Genomic DNA, 19,591 nt, shown 5'->3' on the forward strand with positions numbered 1-19,591 from the left:
ACATTTTACAAGGGTGCGCCATTTCGCCGCAGGTACATTGAGCAGGAGCAGAAGAGGTTTCATCCAAACACCACGCATGTCCAGACTGGTAACCTCGCTTATCCATACGCTGCATGAATGGCTACCGGCATGACACAGCTCTTTGAAAGCATGCGAAAAACGTCGAATGCCGGTCGAAAGATCCCCGAATCGTGAACGTTGGGGCGCTTTCGATCGAGGTTCCATCGCATTCGCAAATCAAACGACCTGCACCTAGGGGCTCTTCAAGAACGAGCACCGCAATTCCCTATTAGCATTTTTTTCTGTGACGGCACTGCATTTCCCGCTCAGGTCAACTGGAAATTTCAGGTTTGCGTGCAAACCATCCGTAGAACGCGATAGCCGCGTAGCAAGCTGCAGGCACAACCAACGAAAATGACAGAGTGTTTAAGTCCGCAACAAAACCGGTGAGGGGCGGAATAATAGCGCCACCCACGATAGCGCAGCATATGAGGCCTGAACCTTGCGCCGCTTTTTCGCCCAGCCCTTCGGAGGCCATTGCGAATATAGTAGGAAACATAACCGAGTTGAATAATCCTACTGCCAAAATTGCCCAGCCAGCAGATATACCTTCGGCAGAGGCTGCTAGACTCAGAAGCATGATCACTCCACTCGCAGCGTAGGTAAGCAGTTTTCCCGGGGCAAACCTTCTAAGGAGGGCCGCACCAATAAAACGACCTACCATCGCGCCACCCCAATAATAGGCAACGTATTTGCCTGCTGTTTCAGAATCGAAGCCAAAGGTTGAAGTTTGCATCAAGAAGTTGGTTAGTAAGCTTCCAATAGCGACCTCGGCGCCAACATAAAAGAACAAGCACGCCGCACCGAGGGAGAATCGCGGGCGTTTGAGAAGTTTAAGTGCTGTCAGCGGATTGCTGGGCTCAGGTTTGGTTTCCGCTGGTAGCTGTTTTCGCTGATGCCAAATGATCGCGGCGACAACCAATAGCACGAGTGAAATCCCCACATAAGTATTGCTGATAACCTCAGCTTCTTCAGCGAGGAAAGAAGTTAGCGCGGAGCCGTTCAATACTGAAGGATCGAAATCATTGAGCGTCCCGAGAATCAAAATTGCGCCTAGGTAGGGCGCTAGGGTAGTTCCTAGAGAGTTAAACGCGTGGGCGAACGTTACCCGGCTGTGTGCGGAGCTGGAAGAACCGAGCAGTAATATCAAGGGGTTGGAAACCACCTGCACGATGGTGACCCCGGTCGCCAAAATGAATAACGCTCCTAGAAACGTTGCAAATAATCCTATTTGAGTTGCCGGAATGAACAGTAGGCAACCTGCGGCCATGGTAAGTAGACCAACCGTGGCAGCTTGCATATAACCTATTCGTGCGATCAGCAAGCCTGCTGGAATTGAGGCGAGGAAGTAGGCAAGAAAAAATGACGACTGAACAAGCATGGCTTCGGCATAGCTTAGGCTAAAGAGATGTTTGAGTTTAGGGATCAATACATCGTTCAGGCTGGTAATGCTCCCAAAGATGAAGAATAGCGAGAAAACGAGAAAACTGAGGCGTTGGACGTTGGGATGGGCGGGTGTCGATGTCTGTACTTTCGCAGCAGTTGTCCCGTGCATCACAGGCACTCCCTATTGTCTTTTTGGTAGGAGGGTTGGCACCACGATTTTTCCGACCGTGGCGATCAAGGAGGATGCCGAGGTTTGGATGGGTAGGGCAGTGCCACTAATGGCGTTCGATGGTACGATTGTGGCGTGTTCATATCCCTGCAAGGCAGCATGCGCTCATGAGACCCAGTTTCGAACAAGTTCCGACCGAAGCTAATGCCTCCTTGACGATGTTGAACAGGCGTTTACCCGACGCGATACCATTTGAATGGCACCATCACCCAGAATATGAGTTGACGCTCACATTGAACAGTCGTGGGCACCGCTACATCAGCAACGATGTAGCGCCGTACGAGGATGGCGACCTGGTGCTGGTGGGCCCTAATGTTCCGCACAGCTGGTCGTCAGTCGAGCGTTACGACCCGGCGAAACCCTATATTGCTTTAGTGATTTGGTTTTCTGATTCATGGGCCGAGTCGCTCGTAGCTCTGTTCCCAGAAATGGGCGCTATTCGAACTCTACTGAGTGCTGCACAGACAGCGGTGCATTTCACTGAAGCGGCTTCGCGTGAGCTTCGTCCTATCATTGAATCGATGGTGGATCAGGACGCTTCGCAACGTTTGGTTTCGCTGTTAGTAGTCCTGAGCAAGCTGTCTCAAGATACGGATGCCAGGAAAATCTCCGTAGCGGCAATTTCGGATTCATCCAGTCAAATCATCGAGGATGCCCGGATCCGTCGAGTCCTCGATCATATTCACGCTCGCTACACGACCTCCCTTAGTCTGCCGACGCTCGCAGACGTAGCCTGTGTCAGCGTTTCAGCATTTCATCGCATGTTCAAAAAGCACACTCGGTGTACAGCTTTGGATTACATCGTCCGATTACGTACCGGGCATGCATGCTCGCTATTGATGCAGAGCAACTTGCCCGTTTCAACGATCGCCGAGCAAGTAGGCTACTCCTCTCAAGCACTCTTCAATCGTCAATTCAAGGTACAAAAAGGCGTGACACCATCAGAGTTCCGGCGCCAGCATGGGCGCCATTTCAAATGATGCCGCCATGTGACCGACAGAGGCTGGTCATTAGCTTGATCGTTCTGCAAGCTCAGAAAACGCCAGAATCATATTAGCCAACGCCGGGAACGTGACTGCCGAAATCGTCTTTTTGGTGGTTTGATGCTTGCGGGAAAATAAGAATTCAGGTGTCCTATGACCAAGTATCAATCTTTCGAAAGTGTAGACCTCCCCGAAAACTACAAAGACAGCATCGTCAAAATGAAAAAGACGTTGCGTGCGCAAATAGGCGATGTCGAATCGCTTTTCGCCGAGGTCAGCGAGTTCATTGCAACCGAAATCGCATCGATCAAGGAGCAGCAAGCGATGACCGGGTCGGGTTTGCCTCTGCTCGAGTTCGACGCCATAGCCAATAGGAACGTGACACAGGAGCAATTGGCGCAAATCAAACGTCGCGGCTGCTTGGTCATAAAAAACCACTTCCAGAGAGAGCAAGTCCTGACTTGGGATAGGAACCTACTTGAGTATCTAGATAGGAATGATTTTGATCGGGTGTATCGCGGGCCTGTAGATCAGTTTTTTGGCAACCTTGACGCTTCGCGACCGGAGATTTTCCCAATTTATTGGTCGAACTCGCAGATGCAACTTCGCCAAGATGAGCGTATGGCCGCAGCTCAATCATTTCTGAACAGGCTATGGAAAATCCACTCCCAGGGTCACGAGTGGTTCAATCCGGACGTTAACGCTCTCTACCCCGATCGTGTGCGCCGCCGTCCACCGGGTACCACCTCTAAAGGGTTGGGGCCTCACACTGATTCAGGCGCTTTGGAGCGATGGCTACATCCGGCTTACCTTAAGGTTTTCGATAAAATCTATAGCAACGATTTTAAGTCCTATGATCCGTGGGACGCAGCGCACCGCACTGAAGTGGATGAATACGCTTACAGAGACACGGTAAAGTGCTCGGCTTTCAGAACTTTTCAAGGGTGGACAGCCCTCTCTGACATGAAAGCCAGTCAGGGAGTGCTGCATACCTTGCCCATTCCGAAAGCGATGGCTTATATGCTTCTGAGACCTTTGTTGAAAGACGTACCAGAGGATGAGTTGTGTGGTGTAGCACCGGGTAAGGTACTGCCAGTTTCACAAAAATGGCATCCGCTACTGGTGCAGGGAATGACGCCGATCCCCGATGTCGAGGCAGGTGATTCAGTTTGGTGGCACTGCGACATCATCCACAGTGTGGCACCCGTCGAAAACCAAGAAGGCTGGGGTAATGTGATGTATGTACCAGCAGCACCCATGTGCCCAAAGAATCTTAGATATGCTCACGACGTACGAAGAGCCTTTGAGGCGGGAAAATCGCCAGATGATTTTCCGCCAGAACATTACGAAACTGCGTGGCAAGACCGATTCACACCAGATCAGTTGAACGCTCTTGGTCGCAACGGATTGGGCATTCGCTGATCGCCTGTGATGGTTGTTGCTGAATCTGGCGTACCCTCAATGCAAAGACGTTGCTGTAACAGCAAGCTTCGCATGCCTCGCTGATAAAAACAAAAAAGGTGTAAAGATGAACAAGACCAATCGCTTTGCCGTAACCATTTCCTTGGCCACACTTATCCCTATCATAGTGCAGGCTGCCGAAAGCAAGGGCACTGTTGAAGTCGTTCACTATTGGACATCGGGGGGAGAAGCAAAATCGGTAGATGTACTTAAACAGATTATCGAAAAAGATGGCTTCACTTGGCAAAACAGTGCCGTGGCAGGCGGCGGCGGAGCTGCGGCTATGACCGTGCTGAAAACACGCACAATTTCCGGCAATCCGCCGTCCGCAGCGCAGATCAAGGGGCCGGATATTCAAGAATGGGGCAACTTGGGTCTGTTAGCCAGTATCGACAACGTCGCCAAAGCGAACGACTGGGATAATCTCCTACCAAAAGCGATCGCCGATATCATGAAATATGATGGTAACTACGTAGCGGTACCGGTAAACATACATCGGATCAATTGGCTATGGATAAATCCTGAAGTGTTAAAAAAATCCGGCGTGGACAAGGCGCCGGCAACCCTCGAGGAACTCTATACTGCGGGCGACAAGCTCAAGGCGGCAGGCTTCATTGCGATTGCACACGGTGGCCAACCCTGGCAAGACACCACTGTATTTGAAGATCTCGTGCTGAGCATTATAGGAGCCGATGGCTTTCAAAAAGCCTTTGTAGAAATTGACGAGCAGACGCTGACGAGCTCTAAAATGAAGGATGTATTCACGGCGCTTCGTAAGCTTCAAACATATATGGATCCCGACGGTGCTGGTCAAGACTGGAACCTGGAAGCCGGGAAAGTCATCAATGGCAATGCCGGCATGCAAATCATGGGGGACTGGGCCAAAAGTGAGTGGATTGCGGCCGGCAAGCTGGCTGATACCGATTACCAGTGCGTACCGTTCCCAGGATCGCAAGGTATTTACACCTACACCATCGATTCTCTGGCAATGTTCAAGTTGTCCAATAAGAACGATACGGACGGTAACAATGCGGCACGCGACTACCTAGCTAAAGTTGCTATGGAGCCTACGTTCCAGTACGTTTTCAATCAGAACAAAGGCTCAATCCCAGTGATCAAGGGCCTGGACATGAGTCAGTTCGATAGTTGTGCACAGGCTTCAGCCAGAGATTTTGCCGAAGCGGAGAAGGCTGGCACACTCGAGCCGAGCATGGCGTTCAACATGTCAACCTCGCAGGCAGTGCAAGGAGCTGTTTTCGATGTTGTCAGCAATTTCTTGAGCGACAAGAGCGCCGAGCCGAGCAAGGCAGGTAGACAGCTGTTCACTGCGATGAAAGCGGCCTCCCAATAGCGCTCAGCGTAATTCTAGACCTGCAGTAGCCCGGCAGATCTTGAAGGAGACAGCGTAAAAAACCACGCTTGCCGTGTTAATTTTCGCCAGTGCCCGCGCTTCCTCCAGGTGGGCGGCTTGTCTGAACTTCATAACCCGATTGGTCAGTCGTAAGATGAACAGCATCAAGGGGCGAAAAACCATTCACCTTACGATATTTGAGAGATCATCATCGGTATCAATCAGGTGCTCGCCTAGCGGATTGAGCGCGCCATTACGGTAGTAGCGCAGAGCATTGGCACCATTCTATCTGTCAGGCTTGAACGGTATTTGCTAATAATCGGGGGGCTGGCAGCCGGCATCATCTGCCTATGCGCGTTGCTGCCTTAATCGCATTGGAAACCTGCCGCGTACTGATGGAAGAACTAAATGGCCAGGCGTCTAAACGCTATCAAATGCAGACGATGACGCTATCCACGTAGGCAGCATTCGAACCATCAACTAAAAGACTGCAATATCTGTTTCTTAGACAAAGACTGGGCAACCCCACTGTTTGTTTCCGTCCATTTAGTGGATCCACAGCTAATGAGCTTTAACTGCAGGAGTCTTGCCGCCAAGCGGCAGCTACGCCAAAACGAAGGGGCTTAAACGCGAGTGGGGCTAAACTACTGGTTGGTTTCCTAAGAGTTGATACAGTAATGGTCGATTTCACATTAAGGCGCTTGGATTGCAATGCACCAGGATCACCGCAGGATAAGATTTCATTGATGTTCGATACCTTGGCTCAATCGTGGCTTTGTTCTCCGATTTTTCCAATAGCGAGTGAAAGCTACTCAAATCCGTTATTGTGACAAGCTGTCCGCGAGTTCACGTGGGGTCATACGAATCGTGTGACTTCTCTTCGCCAGTTCAAGCATCCAGTCAACAAAACAGCGGACGCGCGGTGCTAGATGCTTGTTGGTGGGATAGAGGAGGTGAATAGGCTTGGGCGCGAAGCTCCAGTTTGGAAGGACAGGAATCAGTAGCCCTGATCTCACCCAATGCTCGACTGCGAAAGGTGAGCCTGGGCAGATACCTCCACCTGCCATACATGAGGCAATGGCAACTTCTGGGTCATCGAAGTGCAGTCCATCCCTGGTAGTGACTTCATATTGCTCCGACGGCGAGAAAAGGTTCCAGGAGAATGGATTTTGCTGGCCGCCGAACCAAGAAATCAATTGATGAGAATGCAGAGCATGCGGATGCTTTAAATTATCATGGTGATCGAAGTATAGGGCTGAGGCGTAAAGGCCAAACTGAACATCGCATATGTACCGGGCGATCTGGCTTGAATCGTCCAAGTGCCCGCCCCGAATCGCCACATCAATTCCTTCATCCAATAGATGACTAATCCTGTCGTTGCTGCTAAGGCTTACGGAAAGATCGGGATACATCGTTTTGAATTCATGCAGGTGTGGAGATATTACCCAGCGTGCGACTGAAACCAGCGCCTCGATTCTGACGCGCCCGCGCGGATTTGAAGCGCTGCTGTTGAGAGCGCTTTCAAAGTCATCAATTTCCTGCAAAACCGCCAGACATCGAGGAAAATAAGCCTTTCCATCCTCTGTAAGGTTCAAGGAACGAGTGGTTCTATGGAGCAGCCTGACTCCGAGCAAGTGCTCCAAATCTGAGACCCGTTGCGACACCCTTGCTTTGGGTAGCCCAAGTGATTGCGCTGCTTTAGTAAAGCTGCCTGCTTCCACCACGGTAGCGAACGTGGTCATTGCCGATAATTTGTCCAAACCTACTGTTCCTGAATGTTGAACAAAGAATCATGCTTTTAGCATATATCTCTACGAGCCTCAATCAGTTAAAGTATGCTTGCTTTTTTGGCCAGCTTACGATTAGCCACATGAAGAATTTGAGCCTGGACTATGCCTGTTTCGAGCTCTTAGGCTAAACTTTTGCGTTGGTCAGTGCTGGGTCGTATCAGAACCGCAAACATTCGTGTAAAGAATCGTCTCCGGAAGTTAAGTCATGATGAATTGTGATGCAGATATGGGTGCATGCAGCATTGTGAGAGCCGAGCCTGAAGAGCAGTACCAAGGTTCTGGACACAGAAAATTAACAGTGCGATATGTGGGTGATCCTATGTGTTCATGGTGCTGGAGAATTCCTCCGGCTGTACATGGGGCTGCGGAATTCTGTGCACTCATAGGAGTCCAGTTTTCAATAACGATGGGAGGCTTGCGAGCAGGCGGCGGAGATCCGTGGGATGCTGGATTCAAAAAACTTATTCGTAATGAGTGGCAGCACGTTTCAAAGGTGACCGGTCAACCGTTCGGTTATTCTTTACTTGACGCGGAAGACTTTTATTACGATACAGAACCGTTTTGTAGAGCAGTGGCGACAGTTCAAGATCTACTGCTCGGACAAGATGGTAGTGAACAAATCGTATTGAGGTTTTTCTCTGCCGTACAAAAAACACTTTATGTAGACGGTCATGACGCAACTTGCACTGGTTTCTATGAGGGGCCGTGTGCTGAAATAGCTTTGGATTATGGAAACTTCTTGCGTAATTACGAGGCTACTGAAGCCAGGAATCGTGTAAATAAGGCATTCAGCCGGTGTCGGCACTGGGGCGTTCGTTCATTCCCTACAGTATTGATTAAAACGATCAGAAAACAACGCTACTTACAGTCAGTTTCACGACAACTGAAGAGTTAGTCTATCAGATTGGTGGGTTTATGGGTCATAAAATTATCAGCGGCTAGACGCTTATAAACTTTATCGAGTTAATTAGCTTTTCCGCAGTCTGCTGAGTTGTCTTTTTGTGCCCAAGAAAACAAGGGCGGTTAATTTAATTTTTTTGTATAAAACTGGAGCGATTTATGCCTGTTGAAGAAATACTCTACGTTGCGCATGCCCAAGCTACGGGTGGTCGTGAAGGCCGAGCCCATACTGACGACCGTGTGCTTGATGTTGCACTCACAATGCCCCGTGAGCTAGGAGGAAATGGCGCATCCGGTAGCAATCCTGAACAGCTTTTTGCTGCGGGTTATTCCGCGTGCTTCCTTGGCGCTTTGAACTTTGTTGCAAGTCAACAAAAAATCAAGTTGTCAGCACACACCCGCATCGACGGTTTTGTAGGTATCGGCCCAATTCCTACCGGTTTTGGTATCGAGGTTGAGCTAAAAATTTCGCTACCCGAACTGGATGAAAGTATGGCTCAGGAGTTAGTTGAGAAGGCGCATATTGTTTGCCCTTACTCGAATGCTACCAGTGGGAATATCAATGTCAAACTGACGTTGATCTAAAGCACTGAGGGCGGCTAGGCTGCCCTTTTCGTGCAGTTTTCGTGTAGTAGGGGGAATGATGTCATACATACTTCAAGTCGATTTTCCTTATAATGGCCCATGGGGTGAAGATATGTATGTATTAATGGAGGGTATCGCAAGATCCATAGCTAAGGAGCCCGGATTAATCTGGAAAGTCTGGACAGTGAACGAGCAACAGCAGGAGGCTGGCGGGATTTATTTGTTCAGCGATGAGCCCAGTGCGATAGCTTATTTGGAGATGCACTCTTCGCGATTACAAGGTTTTGGAATTTCAGATATAAAGGGAAAAGTCTTCGCAGTACACCAGGGACTGACTGAGCTAGATCATGGGCCAATATGATCGACACTCTATAGGCTCAGGCTGTCTATCGGCCTATCTTTTTCTGCTACTGAGGACTATTGGAAGTCGATGATCATATATCTTCTTATTCTCCTCGATGCATCAGAACCTTGTTTTCCGCTACTTAGTAAAGCCGGCCACCAATTTCTTAATTGGGTCTGATCTATGGAGCTGGTCAGTCCGTGTTCAGGTTTTCTGTGCGAAAAAGATCTCGTGTAAATGTTATAAAAAACTAAGCATTTTATTATATGTCGATCTAACAGATTTTATGTAAATAAGTTCTGTGCCGCCTGTTTCATTGCCAAACTGATACCTTTCTTATACCTGCCCTGCCACATCCTTGTGTACTAAGCATCCGCTTACATTGCTGGCGAGATTTAAATTAGACGCTTTCCCACATCTCGACGTACGGATGAGAGCAAAACTCGATGGTATTTCCCCACGGATCCTCGCCGTATACGATCTTGTAGTTTTTCACTGGATTGATCGTGAGTATCTCCGTTCTTGCTTTACCGCCTGCAGCTTCAAGGCGTTCCACGGCTTGGTGTATGTCCGGCGTGGTTAATCCCAGGTGGTTATAGCCTTTGCGCCAATAGGTAAAATGTTCGGTTCCAGGATCGGTCTCGGTCTTTTCAAAATGGAAAAGTTCAAGGCCGACGTTGTCACTCGTTGCCAAGTGGGCGAAGTGAAAGGCTCCAAAACCGTGACCATAGATCTGCGCCGCTGCTGGGCCGAGTGGCTGGTCGTCTTCCCTAACGGACAGCGGCCCTGCGAGAAGCCGAAAGTCCAAGGTTTCAACGTACCATGCAATCGCTGCTGCCAAGTCAGGAACAGTTAATCCAAAATGAGGGGCGGTGAAAGATCTTGTTATCAAATGATTTACTCCTTGAAAGCTCAGGCTCGCCTGAGGGTTTGTCGGGGCGTTTCTCCATACCTTTGTTTGTATTCGGTACTGAAACGCCCTAGGTGGGCGAAGCCCCAGCGTAGGGCTACGCCCGCAACGTTATTTGCTTCCCCGCTCACCAGTTCCTCACGCACGCTTTCCATACGAAGATTGCGCAGGTACTGCATGGGACTGATGCCCAGAAACTCCTTAAAGCCTGAATAAAGGCTGCGCAGGCTCACGCCTGCGATCATAGCCAACTGCTCGGGCGAAATTTGCTCGTGCGCGTGGGCGGTAATGAAGTCCTGCACTCGTCGCACGTGGCGAGGCAAGATGCTATGGCGGCGTTCGGGAGCGGCTTTACTGTAATTGTGCTGATGAGTGGCCAGAAGGATCGAGGTTGTCAACTGCTCGATCTGTGGGAGCACGAATTTATGCTGTGCCAAGTCAGGGGCTTGAACTGCGCACTCCATCAGATATGAAAGTAGGTGACGCCAGGCAGGACTGCTTCGCCAAGCGAACGCATGTTCGAACCTCAATGGTTCGTGTAACGAGTGCCCTAAGTGGCCGACCAGGGTGCGTTCTAGAAGGTTTCGGGAAACCTTCATGATCAGCTGATCCATGTCATGGCTCCATTGCATATGGGCCGCGTCCGATGGGCTCAGGACAGTTGCGACCTCTCCACCGTCGACGAGTCCATGATTGCCAACGGTGATATTCGCCGTGCCGCCCATCGGCATCTGAATAAGGAAGCATCCGTCTAGGGGGTCGCAGTCGATCTCCACTTTCGCGCCGTACCTCAGGCGACTGATAGAAATCTCACCTAGCGCAAGGTGATGCATTTTCGCATCTAGTTTCTCCGATCTGTCCATCTGGATAATCCGATGCGGCTTCATGACCCGGCTGACCATCGACCTAGCCTCTTCCAGGCTTGAAGAGGCGAATAGCAATTTATCAGGCGTGCTCAGGAGCTGCTCTACAGAGCCCAAAGGTAGCAGGCTCCTGCCAGATTTAGTCGGGGGAGAAAAATAACTCTGCACGGTAAGGCCCTCCTCGGAGGTGGCTGGTATCCAGCTTTTTTTGTTATTCGAAGCCCTGATCACCCTAGCACCGACGCTTCGAAATTAGACGGCGTTGTATGATTGATCATGCACTTAGTAGGCCATTAGTCTCATGAGGTCATGAAAAAATCAATCTACCGTATATCGCCTCTGCAGTTGCTCACTCAGGAGCCATTCGAGTAGAGCCTCTCTGGCCTGCAGCTTTGATTCAAAAAAGGTGCCTGGTATAGCGCGCATTAGGAGGAAAAAATCCCGCGCGGTTCAGCATATGATAGGCCATGCCTAGGTTTTCAGTATCCTGTGATATCACCTTATGCCCGTGCAGGCATCGCCGCCGCCCGGATTCCGTTTCAGGAAAATTAGCTATCTACTGGAGATTCAGTGCACCGAATTCACACGCTCTGCGCTATTTTTGGGCACCTTGCTGTTGTTTTTTCGATCCTGTGCAGCAACTATCCTCTCCATGCTTTTTGTGAAAATGCATGATAAATCATGGATTGACTAGGTGCCCTTCCGGGGAGAAAAGTAACGGCTAATAAGAACGCGCTTGACAGGGTGAACCTGAGAGGAAGCACGATGGCCGAAAGATCGTTTGTCGAAGAAGTGAAAACGCTGAGGATGGGTGCTGGTGAGGTGTTCAGTGGCGAAGGCATCCTTGCAGTTACCAAGGCTCTATTAGAGTCGGGAGTCGCTTACGTTGGTGGCTACCAAGGTTCTCCAATTTCTCATCTGATGGACGTACTCTCAGATGCCCAGGATATCCTGGCAGAGTATGGTATCCGCTTCGAAAACAGTGCCAGTGAGGCTACCGCTGCAGCATCCCTCGCTGCATCGGTCAACTACCCGCTACGTGGTGCCATTACGTTCAAAGCTACAGTCGGTACCAACGTTGCTTCGGACGCGTTAGCGAACCTCGCCTCAGGTGGGGTAACGGGCGGTGCGTTAATTATTGTTGGGGAAGATTACGGCGAAGGCTCTTCGATCATGCAGGAGCGTAGCCATGCATTTGCGATGAAGTCACAGATGTGGCTATTAGATCCCCGCCCAAATCTCCCTAGCATCGTTCAGTCTGTCAAGGATGGTTTTGAACTCTCAGAGGCGAGCAATACTCCTGTAATGCTGCAAATGCGCATTCGGTCATGCCACTTGCATGGTCAGTTTGTTACCTCTGACAATCGTCCACCGGCCTTTACTGTAAAGGATGCACTTGAAAATCCCACTCGCGACTTGAGTCGTATCGTCCTACCTCCGGCGAGCTTTCTGCATGAGCGGGAGAAGATCGAAAAGCGTTGGCCTGCGGCTATTGAATTCATCAAACAAAGGCAATTGAACGAGTTCTTCTCGGATGGCGCGGCAGATATTGGTATCGCTTTGCAGGGCGGACTCTATAACACCGTTATACGGAGCCTCCAGAAGTTAGGGCTGGCGAATGCCTATGGCGACTCCAAGATTCCTTTGTACGTAATGAACGTTGCGTACCCTTTGGTAGACGATGAACTGCAGCGATTCGCGCAGCATAAGCGGGCCGTGTTAGTAGTAGAGGAAGGGCAACCCAATTTCGTTGAACAGAACATCGCAGCGATCTTCCATCAGCGTGGCCTTCATACCGAGATCCATGGCAAAAACGTCTTGCCATTGGCTGGGGACTACAACACTGCGACGGTGCTCAAAGGGCTGCGTAGCTTTCTGACAAGCGTTGGTTTCCTTAAAGACCCTGCTCAGATCGTAAAGAAGCAGCCTGCGCCAATCCGCTTCGATCCTTTGACTGGAGCGGAGGAGAAAGGGCAAAGCGTTGCCAATGACGAGTGGAAAGGCGAGCGGATACCTTTGGCGGAGTTGGCTATCACTGATATGACTGGTTCCTTCGTCCCGGCAAAGGCAGATTTGCTTACCCTGGAAGAGACCGTGCATGCCCGACCCCCAGGGCTGTGCACAGGATGTCCAGAACGTCCGATCTTCACAGCAGTCAAGCTGATCGAGCGCGAGCTTGGCCCTCACCACTATAGCGCTGACATTGGCTGCCACCTGTTCTCAATTCTCCCCCCGTTCAACCTGGGCAATACCACCATGGGTTACGGTTTGGGCGGCGCCGCTGCGGCTGCATTCACGGTAGCGCCTGGCAGTGCTGTTGCGAAGAAGCGCGCCATTGCGGTGATGGGCGATGGCGGTTTCTGGCACAACGGTCTTACTAGCGGAATCGCCAACTCGGTATTCAATAAGAGTGACAACCTCACCATTATCGTCGACAACAACTACAGCTCGGCTACCGGAGGTCAGGATGTGCTTTCCTCGCGTGCGGATAATCCGACCCGTAGCACGGGTCATGAGATCGAGCAGGCGGTTAGAGGGGTCGGGGTGAAGTGGGTGCGCACTATCAAGCGTACCTATGACCTTAAAGCGATGACCGCAACGCTTCGTGAGGCGCTGACGACTACTGAACCTGGGCCAAAAGTCCTCATTGCCCAAAGCGAGTGCATGCTTAACCTCCAGCGCCGCGAGAAAAAAATCACTCGTAAGGCGTTGAGTGAAGGTAAGCGTGTAGTCAGGGAACGCTTCGGTATCGATCCAGATACTTGTACCGGCGACCATTCCTGCATTCGTTTGTCTGGTTGTCCTTCACTTTCTATCCGGGATAACCCGGATCCGCTCCGTCAAGATCCAGTGGCAATGGTCATGGACAGCTGTGTGGGTTGTGGCACCTGCGGGGAGGTAGCTCATGCGGCTGTGCTGTGCCCATCGTTCTATCGGGCTCAGATCGTCAGCAACCCTACCTTGATGGATCGTTTAGGTCAGAAAATCACTAGCGGTATCATCGGTTGGTTTCAGCGCGGGGAAGCCAAACGTCGAGCGAGGTATGCGCTATGAATACCGCAGCCGCGAAAGGCGGTGAAGTCGTCGCGACGACTGCAGATCCGCCAGCCAAGGTAACCGCAAGGGTACTATTCGTGTGCTGGCTCGCCATCCTTTTTGAAGGCTACGACGTAGGCGTCATGGGGGCCATTCTTCCGTCTATGGCTGAAGAAAAGGCCTGGAACCTGACTCCGCTAGAGTTGGGGGCTTTAAGTAGCTACGCGCTACTTGGAATGTTCTTTGGTGCCTTCTTGATTGGTACGCTTAGCGAGCTGGTCGGACGTAAACGCATGCTGCTGATGTGCGTGACGCTCTTCTCGCTCACGATGGGCGGAGCGGCTTGGGCGCCGACTCCAGAGTGGTTCGGCGCTTTCCGGTTCATTGGTGGGTTGGGCTTAGGTGGCGTCATTCCTGTAGCTGCAGCGTTGACTATCGAGTACTCGGCCCAGCACCGACGCAGCCTAAACTACGGAATCATGTACTCGGGATACTCGATCGGCATACTTACAGCGGCATCTGTGGCGATGTGGCTGATACAGGATCACGGTTGGAGAACTGTTGTTGGGCTCGGTCTCATTCCATTGATTGCGATCTTGCCAATGGCCCGTGCGCTTCCAGAGTCCCTTGAAAACCTGGTTAGTCGCGGGCGTCAGGAACAAGCTGAGCAACTGGCAAAAAAGCTTGGCGTTTCGATGCCTCAGCGACAGGAGCGAAGCTCAAACCTCGGTGCTGGATGGCGACAGGTACTTGCTGAGGTTTTCTCTGCGCGTCATCTCAGAGCGACCGTTTGTTTCTGGTTGGCGTTGTTCTGCGGGCTTCTTTTGATCTATGCACTCAACACTTGGCTGCCATCGATCATGCGTCGCAACGGTTATGACCTTGGCTCAAGTCTAAGTCTGCTAATTGTTTTCAGTCTCGCTTCTGCAATTGGTGGAATGTTCTTGGGTAAAGCAGCGGATCGTTTTGGTGTGCGAATCATGGTGACGGTTTTTTATCTGCTGGGTGCTTTAGCGATCTTCGCGCTTATGTGGCAGCACTCGATGTTTATCAACTATGCGTTGGTTGCTGTAGCAGGAGTTGGAACCATCTCAGCCTCTTTGATCCTAACTGGCCATCTTGCCAGTTACTACCCATCTAATGTCCGTGCAGCTGCAACCGGTTGGGGGCTGAGTTTTTCCCGATTGGGCGCCATGTCCGGCCCGATATTGGGTGGTTATGTGGCTGGAAGTGGACTGGATGTTCAGTGGAACTTCATCACTTTCGCTGTGATTGCGGCGTTAGCAGCCGTTGCTGTGGCTTTTCTTCCCCAACGGTCGGGTAATCACAAGTGACAATTCAATCTTGTTTGATAAAAGAAAATAAACACTGCTGGGATAATCGCGATGACTGATGAGCCAATCAAAATTGCCATTCTTGCCATGGGTGGTGAGGGGGGCGGTGTATTAGCCGACTGGATCGTTAATTTGGGCGAGCATAATGGCTACTTCGCTCAAACCACTTCAGTGCCTGGCGTTGCTCAACGGACGGGGGCGACTATCTACTATGTAGAGCTTTTTCCAGGTGCGAACGTGGAAAGTCGCCGTGTACCTGTACTGGCGCAAGCTCCGCTCCCTGGTGACGTCGATATCGTTCTAGCGTCAGAGCTGATGGAGGCAGGTCGCGCTGTACAAAGGGGGTTTGTGACTACCGACCGTACAACCTTGATCACATCCACTCACCGGGTTTACTCCATCGCTGAAAAATCTGCCATGGGGGATGGTCGTGTTTCAAGTCCTGCTCTTCTGGATCAGGCCCGGAGTGCCGCTCGAGAGTTCATTTGCTTCGACATGGAAAAGGCGGCAGAGAAAACGGGCAGCGTTATCTCTGCGGTTTTGTTCGGAGCATTGAGCGGTGCAGGTGTACTGCCATTCAACCGTAAGCAATTTGAGGAAACTATCGAACTAGGTGGGGTAGGTGTCAAACCAAGCCTCAAAGCTTTTGATCTCGGCTTTACTTTGGTACGAGAGGGTGCGAGTGACCAAGCCGCAACTGCGACCAAAGTCGCTCCTAATTGGCAGCAGGCTAGGCCGGACAGTCTCCATCGGGATGTGGTCACGATCATTGATCGTGTGTGCCTTATGCCCGAAGACGTGTCAGAGGTCGCCTATGAAGGCGTGAAGCGCCTAATCGACTACCAAGATCCAGCCTATGCCGCGCTCTACATGGATCGCCTCGAACGAATCGCTCAGGCACCAGGCGGTACCGATCGCGGGATGCTTCGCGAACTGGCTCGCCATCTAGCTCTTTGGATGTCATTTGAAGACACGATCCGTGTTGCGGATTTGAAAAGCCGTGGCACCCGTTTCGACCGAGTGCGTGGAGAGGTTCGCAGCAAGGCCGACCAGGTTCTGCACATTCAGGAGTACATGCACCCTAGGCTGGATGAGATCTGCGAAACGCTACCTGCAGGTTTTGGACGCTGGCTGGCGAAGCCGCACATAGTGAACCGTCTGGTTGGACGGATGACTCAAAGTGGCCGCACTGTGAAGACGAGTGCCTTGAGCGGATTCTTGCTGCTGCATGGACTGGCCAAATGGCGTCGCTGGCGACGATCGACTCTTCGCTACGAGTTGGAAGATGCCCGCATCGAAGCGTGGCTAGAGCGTGTCAGAAACCTCGCCGCGATTGATCCAGTAGTGGCGTTGGAAGTCGTCCAATGCCAACGCCTGGTAAAGGGATACAGCGATACACACAGTCGTGGACTCAAAAATTTCGAAGTGTTAATGGCAGTTGTAGATCGCCACAAAAATGTCCTTAGCGCACCAACGCTGCGTGAGCTTAGAAACGCAGCGCTCGCTGATGAACACGGATTGAAATTAAAAGAATCTCTCATGCAGCATGCGCTTACTGTTGAAGGATAAATTATATGGCTTCGAATAAGTTTGAAAAGTCGCACAAGATTCGTTTTGCTGAATGTGATCCGGCTGGTATCGTTTTCTATCCCCAGTACTTCGTCATGTTCAATAACCTCTTAGAAGCATGGGTTGATGACTTGCTTCCTGGAGTCGGGTTCGCTGGTTATATTGGTAAACTAAAATTCGGAATGCCCTCGGTTCGAATTGAAGCAGACTTCAAATCCGTTAGTAAAATGGGTGATCAAGTCGTCCTGACTCTGGAGGTTTTGCGTCTGGGTTCTAAGTCCATCACGTTGCTACTTCAATGCGTTTCTCCTGATGGTGAGGTTCGCGTCAGTGTCACTCAGGTTCTGGTTACTACCTCGCTGGTAACCCACAAAGCCATTGAAGTTCCTGACGTGATACGCCAGGCGTTGGTTTCATCACCTATTCAAGAATAAAAGAGGATCGCATCGTGAAAATCGTATGTATTGGCGGTGGGCCAGCTGGCCTGTATTTCGGTCTGCTAATGAAGCTGCATGATCCTAACAATCATGTCGTCATTATTGAGCGCAATCGCCCCTATGACACTTTTGGTTGGGGGGTAGTTTTCTCTGACGCTACTTTGGAAAATCTTCGGGAAGCAGATCCTGTCTCGGCCAAGACCATTTCTAGCGCGTTTAACCGTTGGGACGACATCGATATACATTTCAAAAATGAAATGGTGCGTAGCGGAGGTCACGGGTTCATCGGGATCGGTCGTAAAAAACTCCTGAATATCCTCCAAGCGCGTTGCGAGGAGGTAGGTGTCGAATTGGTGTTCGAGACGTTCGTAGAGGACGACCAAGAAATCGCCCGCAAATATGGGGCAGATCTGGTGATCGCATCGGACGGCCTTAATAGCCCAACCCGTACCCGTTACAAGGATACGTTCAAGCCTGATATTGATCAACGGAACTGCCGTTTTGTATGGTTAGGTACACGCAAAGTTTTTGATGCCTTTACATTCATCTTCGTTGAGACTCAGTACGGATGGTTCCAAGCCCATGCTTACCAGTTCGAAGATGGCCTCAGCACATTCATTGTCGAGACAACCGACGAGGCTTGGCAGGCGGCTGGCATTGACCAGATGTCACAGGAAGAAGGTATCGCATACTGTGAGAAGATTTTCGCACCGTGGCTGCAGGGTGAGCCGCTGATCTCTAACGCAGCTCATCTGCGTGGTTCCGCGATTTGGATTCGTTTCCCGCGTGTGATGTGCAGCCGCTGGGTTCAGTGGACTCAGCCATATGGTCAGGACGGCCAAGACGTTCCGGTTGTCCTTATGGGGGATGCAGCCCATACCGCTCACTTTTCCATTGGCTCCGGCACTAAGCTTGCTCTTGAAGATGCGATTGAGCTTTGTAACACCCTCAAGGAGCCCGGTGAGTTGTGTGAACGCCTTGCCCACTACGAAGAGGTGCGTGGCATTGAAGTTCTGAAGATCCAGAACGCGGCTCGCAATTCCACTGAGTGGTTCGAGAACGTGGCGCGCTATGAAGGGTTGCAACCTCAGCAGTTCGCCTATTCCTTACTGACGCGTTCACAACGTATTTCGCATGAAAACCTGCGATTGCGAGATTCGAAATGGCTAGGAGGTTATGAAGCCTGGCTGGCAGAACGCGTCGGTATCGACGTGGGGCAGGGTGTTAAGCCATGTCCTCCTATTTTGACGCCTTTCACCATCCGCGATTTGACGTTGGTAAATCGCGTCGTAGTTTCGCCTACCATGCTGTATAGCGCTACCGAAGGCGTTGCCGGTGATTTCCATCTGGTGCACCTTGGCAGTCGGGCCCTTGGCGGCGCTGGCTTAGTTATGGCCGAGTCGACCGCTATAAGCCCCAATGGTCGGGTGAGCACGGGCGACACCGGGTTGTGGAATGAAGACCAAGTTGCCGCGTGGAAACGGATCACAGCTTTCGTGCATGATAGCAGTCAGTCCAAAGTAGGCATTCAACTCAGCCACAGCGGGCGCCGAGGGTCGACCCAAAAAGGATGGGAAAAGCCTGATCAGCCTCTCAAAGACGGTAACTGGCCTCTCATTGCTCCTAGCGCGATACCTTATATCGAAAGCGTCACTCAGACACCCAAGGCTGCTACTCAGGCTGATCTTGCCGAGATTCGAGTGGCCTTTGCTCAGGCAGCGGAACGCGCTACGCGCGCCGGTTTTGATTGGTTAGAGATTCAGGCCGGGCATGGCTTCCTTCTTTCCAATTTCATTTCGCCTCTTACCAACCTACGTACCGACGAATACGGAGGCTCGCTTGAGAATCGCATGCGCTTTCCGCTCGAGGTTGTCGCAGCTGTTCGCAACACCTGGCCTGCGCATCTTCCGCTTTCAGTTCGCATTTCTGCAACCGACTGGGCAGAAGGTGGTACCACGGTTGATGAAGCCGTCGATATCGCACGCGCTTTAAAGGCAGTAGGTGTGGACGTCATTGATGTATCAAGCGGTGAAGTTGTTGCTAATCAACGTCCAGTCTACGGGCGCATGTTCCAGACACCATTCGCAGATAGGGTGCGGAATGAGGCGGGTATCCCGACCATCGCCGTAGGTGCCATCAGCGATGCAGACCAGGTGAATGGGATCATCGCTTCCGGTCGTGCTGATTTGTGCGCTATTTCCAGGCCGTACCTTGCGGAGCCGACCTGGCTCCTTCGTGAAGTAGCTAGATTGGGATGGAATTCAGACCAGTGGCCCCCAGCCTATCTTTGGGGAAAGGATGCCCTCGAGCGCAGCTTCAATACCCGTAAGTAGACCTGAAAGACATTGATGTCC

At 51.2% G+C, this 19,591-nt stretch carries 15 protein-coding genes; 11 read left to right on the top strand and 4 right to left on the bottom strand.

From position 1 onward, the window contains the following. Positions 1-331 precede the first annotated feature (331 nt). Entirely contained in the window at positions 332-1,615 is a 1,284-nt protein-coding gene (locus IFT44_RS20265) for a sugar MFS transporter (protein WP_192047587.1), read from the bottom strand. Between the two features lie 167 nt (positions 1,616-1,782). Here IFT44_RS20265 and IFT44_RS20270 point away from each other — a divergent pair, with 167 nt between their 5' ends. The 3 genes from IFT44_RS20270 (at position 1,783) to IFT44_RS20280 (ending at position 5,470) form a co-directional block, all read left to right on the top strand. After that, positions 1,783-2,655 (top strand): helix-turn-helix domain-containing protein, encoded by an 873-nt coding sequence (locus IFT44_RS20270; RefSeq protein WP_192056639.1) that lies wholly within the window; start codon positions 1,783-1,785, stop codon positions 2,653-2,655. Between the two features lie 156 nt (positions 2,656-2,811). Beyond that, entirely contained in the window at positions 2,812-4,080 is a 1,269-nt protein-coding gene (locus IFT44_RS20275; protein ID WP_192056638.1) for a DUF1479 domain-containing protein, read from the top strand. Between the two features lie 106 nt (positions 4,081-4,186). Beyond that, on the top strand, positions 4,187-5,470 hold the full coding sequence (locus tag IFT44_RS20280; RefSeq protein WP_192056636.1) for an ABC transporter substrate-binding protein: 1,284 nt from the start codon (positions 4,187-4,189) through the stop codon (positions 5,468-5,470). A gap of 821 nt (positions 5,471-6,291) precedes the next feature. Here the strand turns inward: IFT44_RS20280 and IFT44_RS20285 are convergent. Continuing rightward, positions 6,292-7,230, bottom strand: coding sequence for a LysR family transcriptional regulator (locus IFT44_RS20285; protein ID WP_197976572.1), 939 nt, complete (start codon positions 7,228-7,230; stop codon positions 6,292-6,294). A gap of 235 nt (positions 7,231-7,465) precedes the next feature. On the opposite strand from IFT44_RS20285, the gene IFT44_RS20290 reads away from it, so the two are divergent. The 3 genes from IFT44_RS20290 to IFT44_RS20300 all read left to right on the top strand — a co-directional run bounded on the left by IFT44_RS20290 (position 7,466) and on the right by IFT44_RS20300 (position 9,106). Then, positions 7,466-8,155, top strand: coding sequence for a DsbA family protein (locus tag IFT44_RS20290; protein WP_199861568.1), 690 nt, complete (start codon positions 7,466-7,468; stop codon positions 8,153-8,155). A gap of 164 nt (positions 8,156-8,319) precedes the next feature. Then, positions 8,320-8,745: an organic hydroperoxide resistance protein gene (locus IFT44_RS20295; protein ID WP_192047591.1), complete on the top strand. Its 426-nt coding sequence runs from the start codon at positions 8,320-8,322 to the stop codon at positions 8,743-8,745. Positions 8,746-8,803: 58 nt separating this feature from the next. Next, the gene (locus tag IFT44_RS20300) at positions 8,804-9,106 is read left to right on the top strand and encodes a monooxygenase (RefSeq protein ID WP_192047592.1); all 303 of its coding nucleotides are present in this window, start codon (positions 8,804-8,806) and stop codon (positions 9,104-9,106) included. 382 nt (positions 9,107-9,488) lie between these two features. Here IFT44_RS20300 and IFT44_RS20305 read toward each other — a convergent pair whose 3' ends face one another. Continuing rightward, a complete protein-coding gene (locus tag IFT44_RS20305) occupies positions 9,489-9,980 on the bottom strand; it encodes a VOC family protein (RefSeq protein ID WP_192047593.1) in 492 nt (163 codons plus the stop codon). A 20-nt stretch (positions 9,981-10,000) separates the two neighbouring features. Continuing rightward, complete coding sequence (locus IFT44_RS20310) at positions 10,001-11,029, bottom strand: AraC-like ligand-binding domain-containing protein (RefSeq protein WP_197976574.1); 1,029 nt, start codon at positions 11,027-11,029, stop codon at positions 10,001-10,003. Between the two features lie 597 nt (positions 11,030-11,626). Here IFT44_RS20310 and IFT44_RS20315 point away from each other — a divergent pair. Genes IFT44_RS20315 through IFT44_RS20335 form a run of 5 tightly spaced genes read left to right on the top strand, consistent with a single transcriptional unit; the run spans position 11,627 to position 19,570 of the window. Next, positions 11,627-13,915: a thiamine pyrophosphate-dependent enzyme gene (locus IFT44_RS20315; protein WP_192047594.1), complete on the top strand. Its 2,289-nt coding sequence runs from the start codon at positions 11,627-11,629 to the stop codon at positions 13,913-13,915. After that, positions 13,912-15,231 (top strand): MFS transporter, encoded by a 1,320-nt coding sequence (locus IFT44_RS20320; protein WP_192047595.1) that lies wholly within the window; start codon positions 13,912-13,914, stop codon positions 15,229-15,231. The genes IFT44_RS20315 and IFT44_RS20320 overlap by 4 nt, the downstream gene beginning before the upstream one ends. A gap of 51 nt (positions 15,232-15,282) precedes the next feature. Beyond that, a complete protein-coding gene (locus IFT44_RS20325; RefSeq protein ID WP_192047596.1) occupies positions 15,283-16,800 on the top strand; it encodes an indolepyruvate oxidoreductase subunit beta family protein in 1,518 nt (505 codons plus the stop codon). A 5-nt stretch (positions 16,801-16,805) separates the two neighbouring features. Then, the gene (locus tag IFT44_RS20330) at positions 16,806-17,234 is read left to right on the top strand and encodes an acyl-CoA thioesterase (protein WP_192047597.1); all 429 of its coding nucleotides are present in this window, start codon (positions 16,806-16,808) and stop codon (positions 17,232-17,234) included. 14 nt (positions 17,235-17,248) lie between these two features. Further along, positions 17,249-19,570, top strand: coding sequence for a bifunctional salicylyl-CoA 5-hydroxylase/oxidoreductase (locus IFT44_RS20335; RefSeq protein WP_192056634.1), 2,322 nt, complete (start codon positions 17,249-17,251; stop codon positions 19,568-19,570). Positions 19,571-19,591 lie beyond the last annotated feature (21 nt).

Origin of the sequence: Pseudomonas sp. CFBP 13710, from assembly GCF_014842235.1 — a bacterium.
GTDB lineage: Bacteria > Pseudomonadota > Gammaproteobacteria > Pseudomonadales > Pseudomonadaceae > Aquipseudomonas > Aquipseudomonas baltica.

Bases quoted from the DNA above. Each gene is read 5' to 3' on its own strand.
- IFT44_RS20265 (WP_192047587.1), bottom strand. From the start codon at position 1,615: ATGCACGGGACAACTGCTGCGAAAGTACAGACATCGACACCCGCCCAT.
- IFT44_RS20270 (WP_192056639.1), top strand. From the start codon at position 1,783: ATGAGACCCAGTTTCGAACAAGTTCCGACCGAAGCTAATGCCTCCTTG.
- IFT44_RS20275 (WP_192056638.1), top strand. From the start codon at position 2,812: ATGACCAAGTATCAATCTTTCGAAAGTGTAGACCTCCCCGAAAACTAC.
- IFT44_RS20280 (WP_192056636.1), top strand. From the start codon at position 4,187: ATGAACAAGACCAATCGCTTTGCCGTAACCATTTCCTTGGCCACACTT.
- IFT44_RS20290 (WP_199861568.1), top strand. From the start codon at position 7,466: ATGATGAATTGTGATGCAGATATGGGTGCATGCAGCATTGTGAGAGCC.
- IFT44_RS20295 (WP_192047591.1), top strand. From the start codon at position 8,320: ATGCCTGTTGAAGAAATACTCTACGTTGCGCATGCCCAAGCTACGGGT.
- IFT44_RS20300 (WP_192047592.1), top strand. From the start codon at position 8,804: ATGTCATACATACTTCAAGTCGATTTTCCTTATAATGGCCCATGGGGT.
- IFT44_RS20315 (WP_192047594.1), top strand. From the start codon at position 11,627: ATGGCCGAAAGATCGTTTGTCGAAGAAGTGAAAACGCTGAGGATGGGT.
- IFT44_RS20320 (WP_192047595.1), top strand. From the start codon at position 13,912: ATGAATACCGCAGCCGCGAAAGGCGGTGAAGTCGTCGCGACGACTGCA.
- IFT44_RS20325 (WP_192047596.1), top strand. From the start codon at position 15,283: ATGACTGATGAGCCAATCAAAATTGCCATTCTTGCCATGGGTGGTGAG.
- IFT44_RS20330 (WP_192047597.1), top strand. From the start codon at position 16,806: ATGGCTTCGAATAAGTTTGAAAAGTCGCACAAGATTCGTTTTGCTGAA.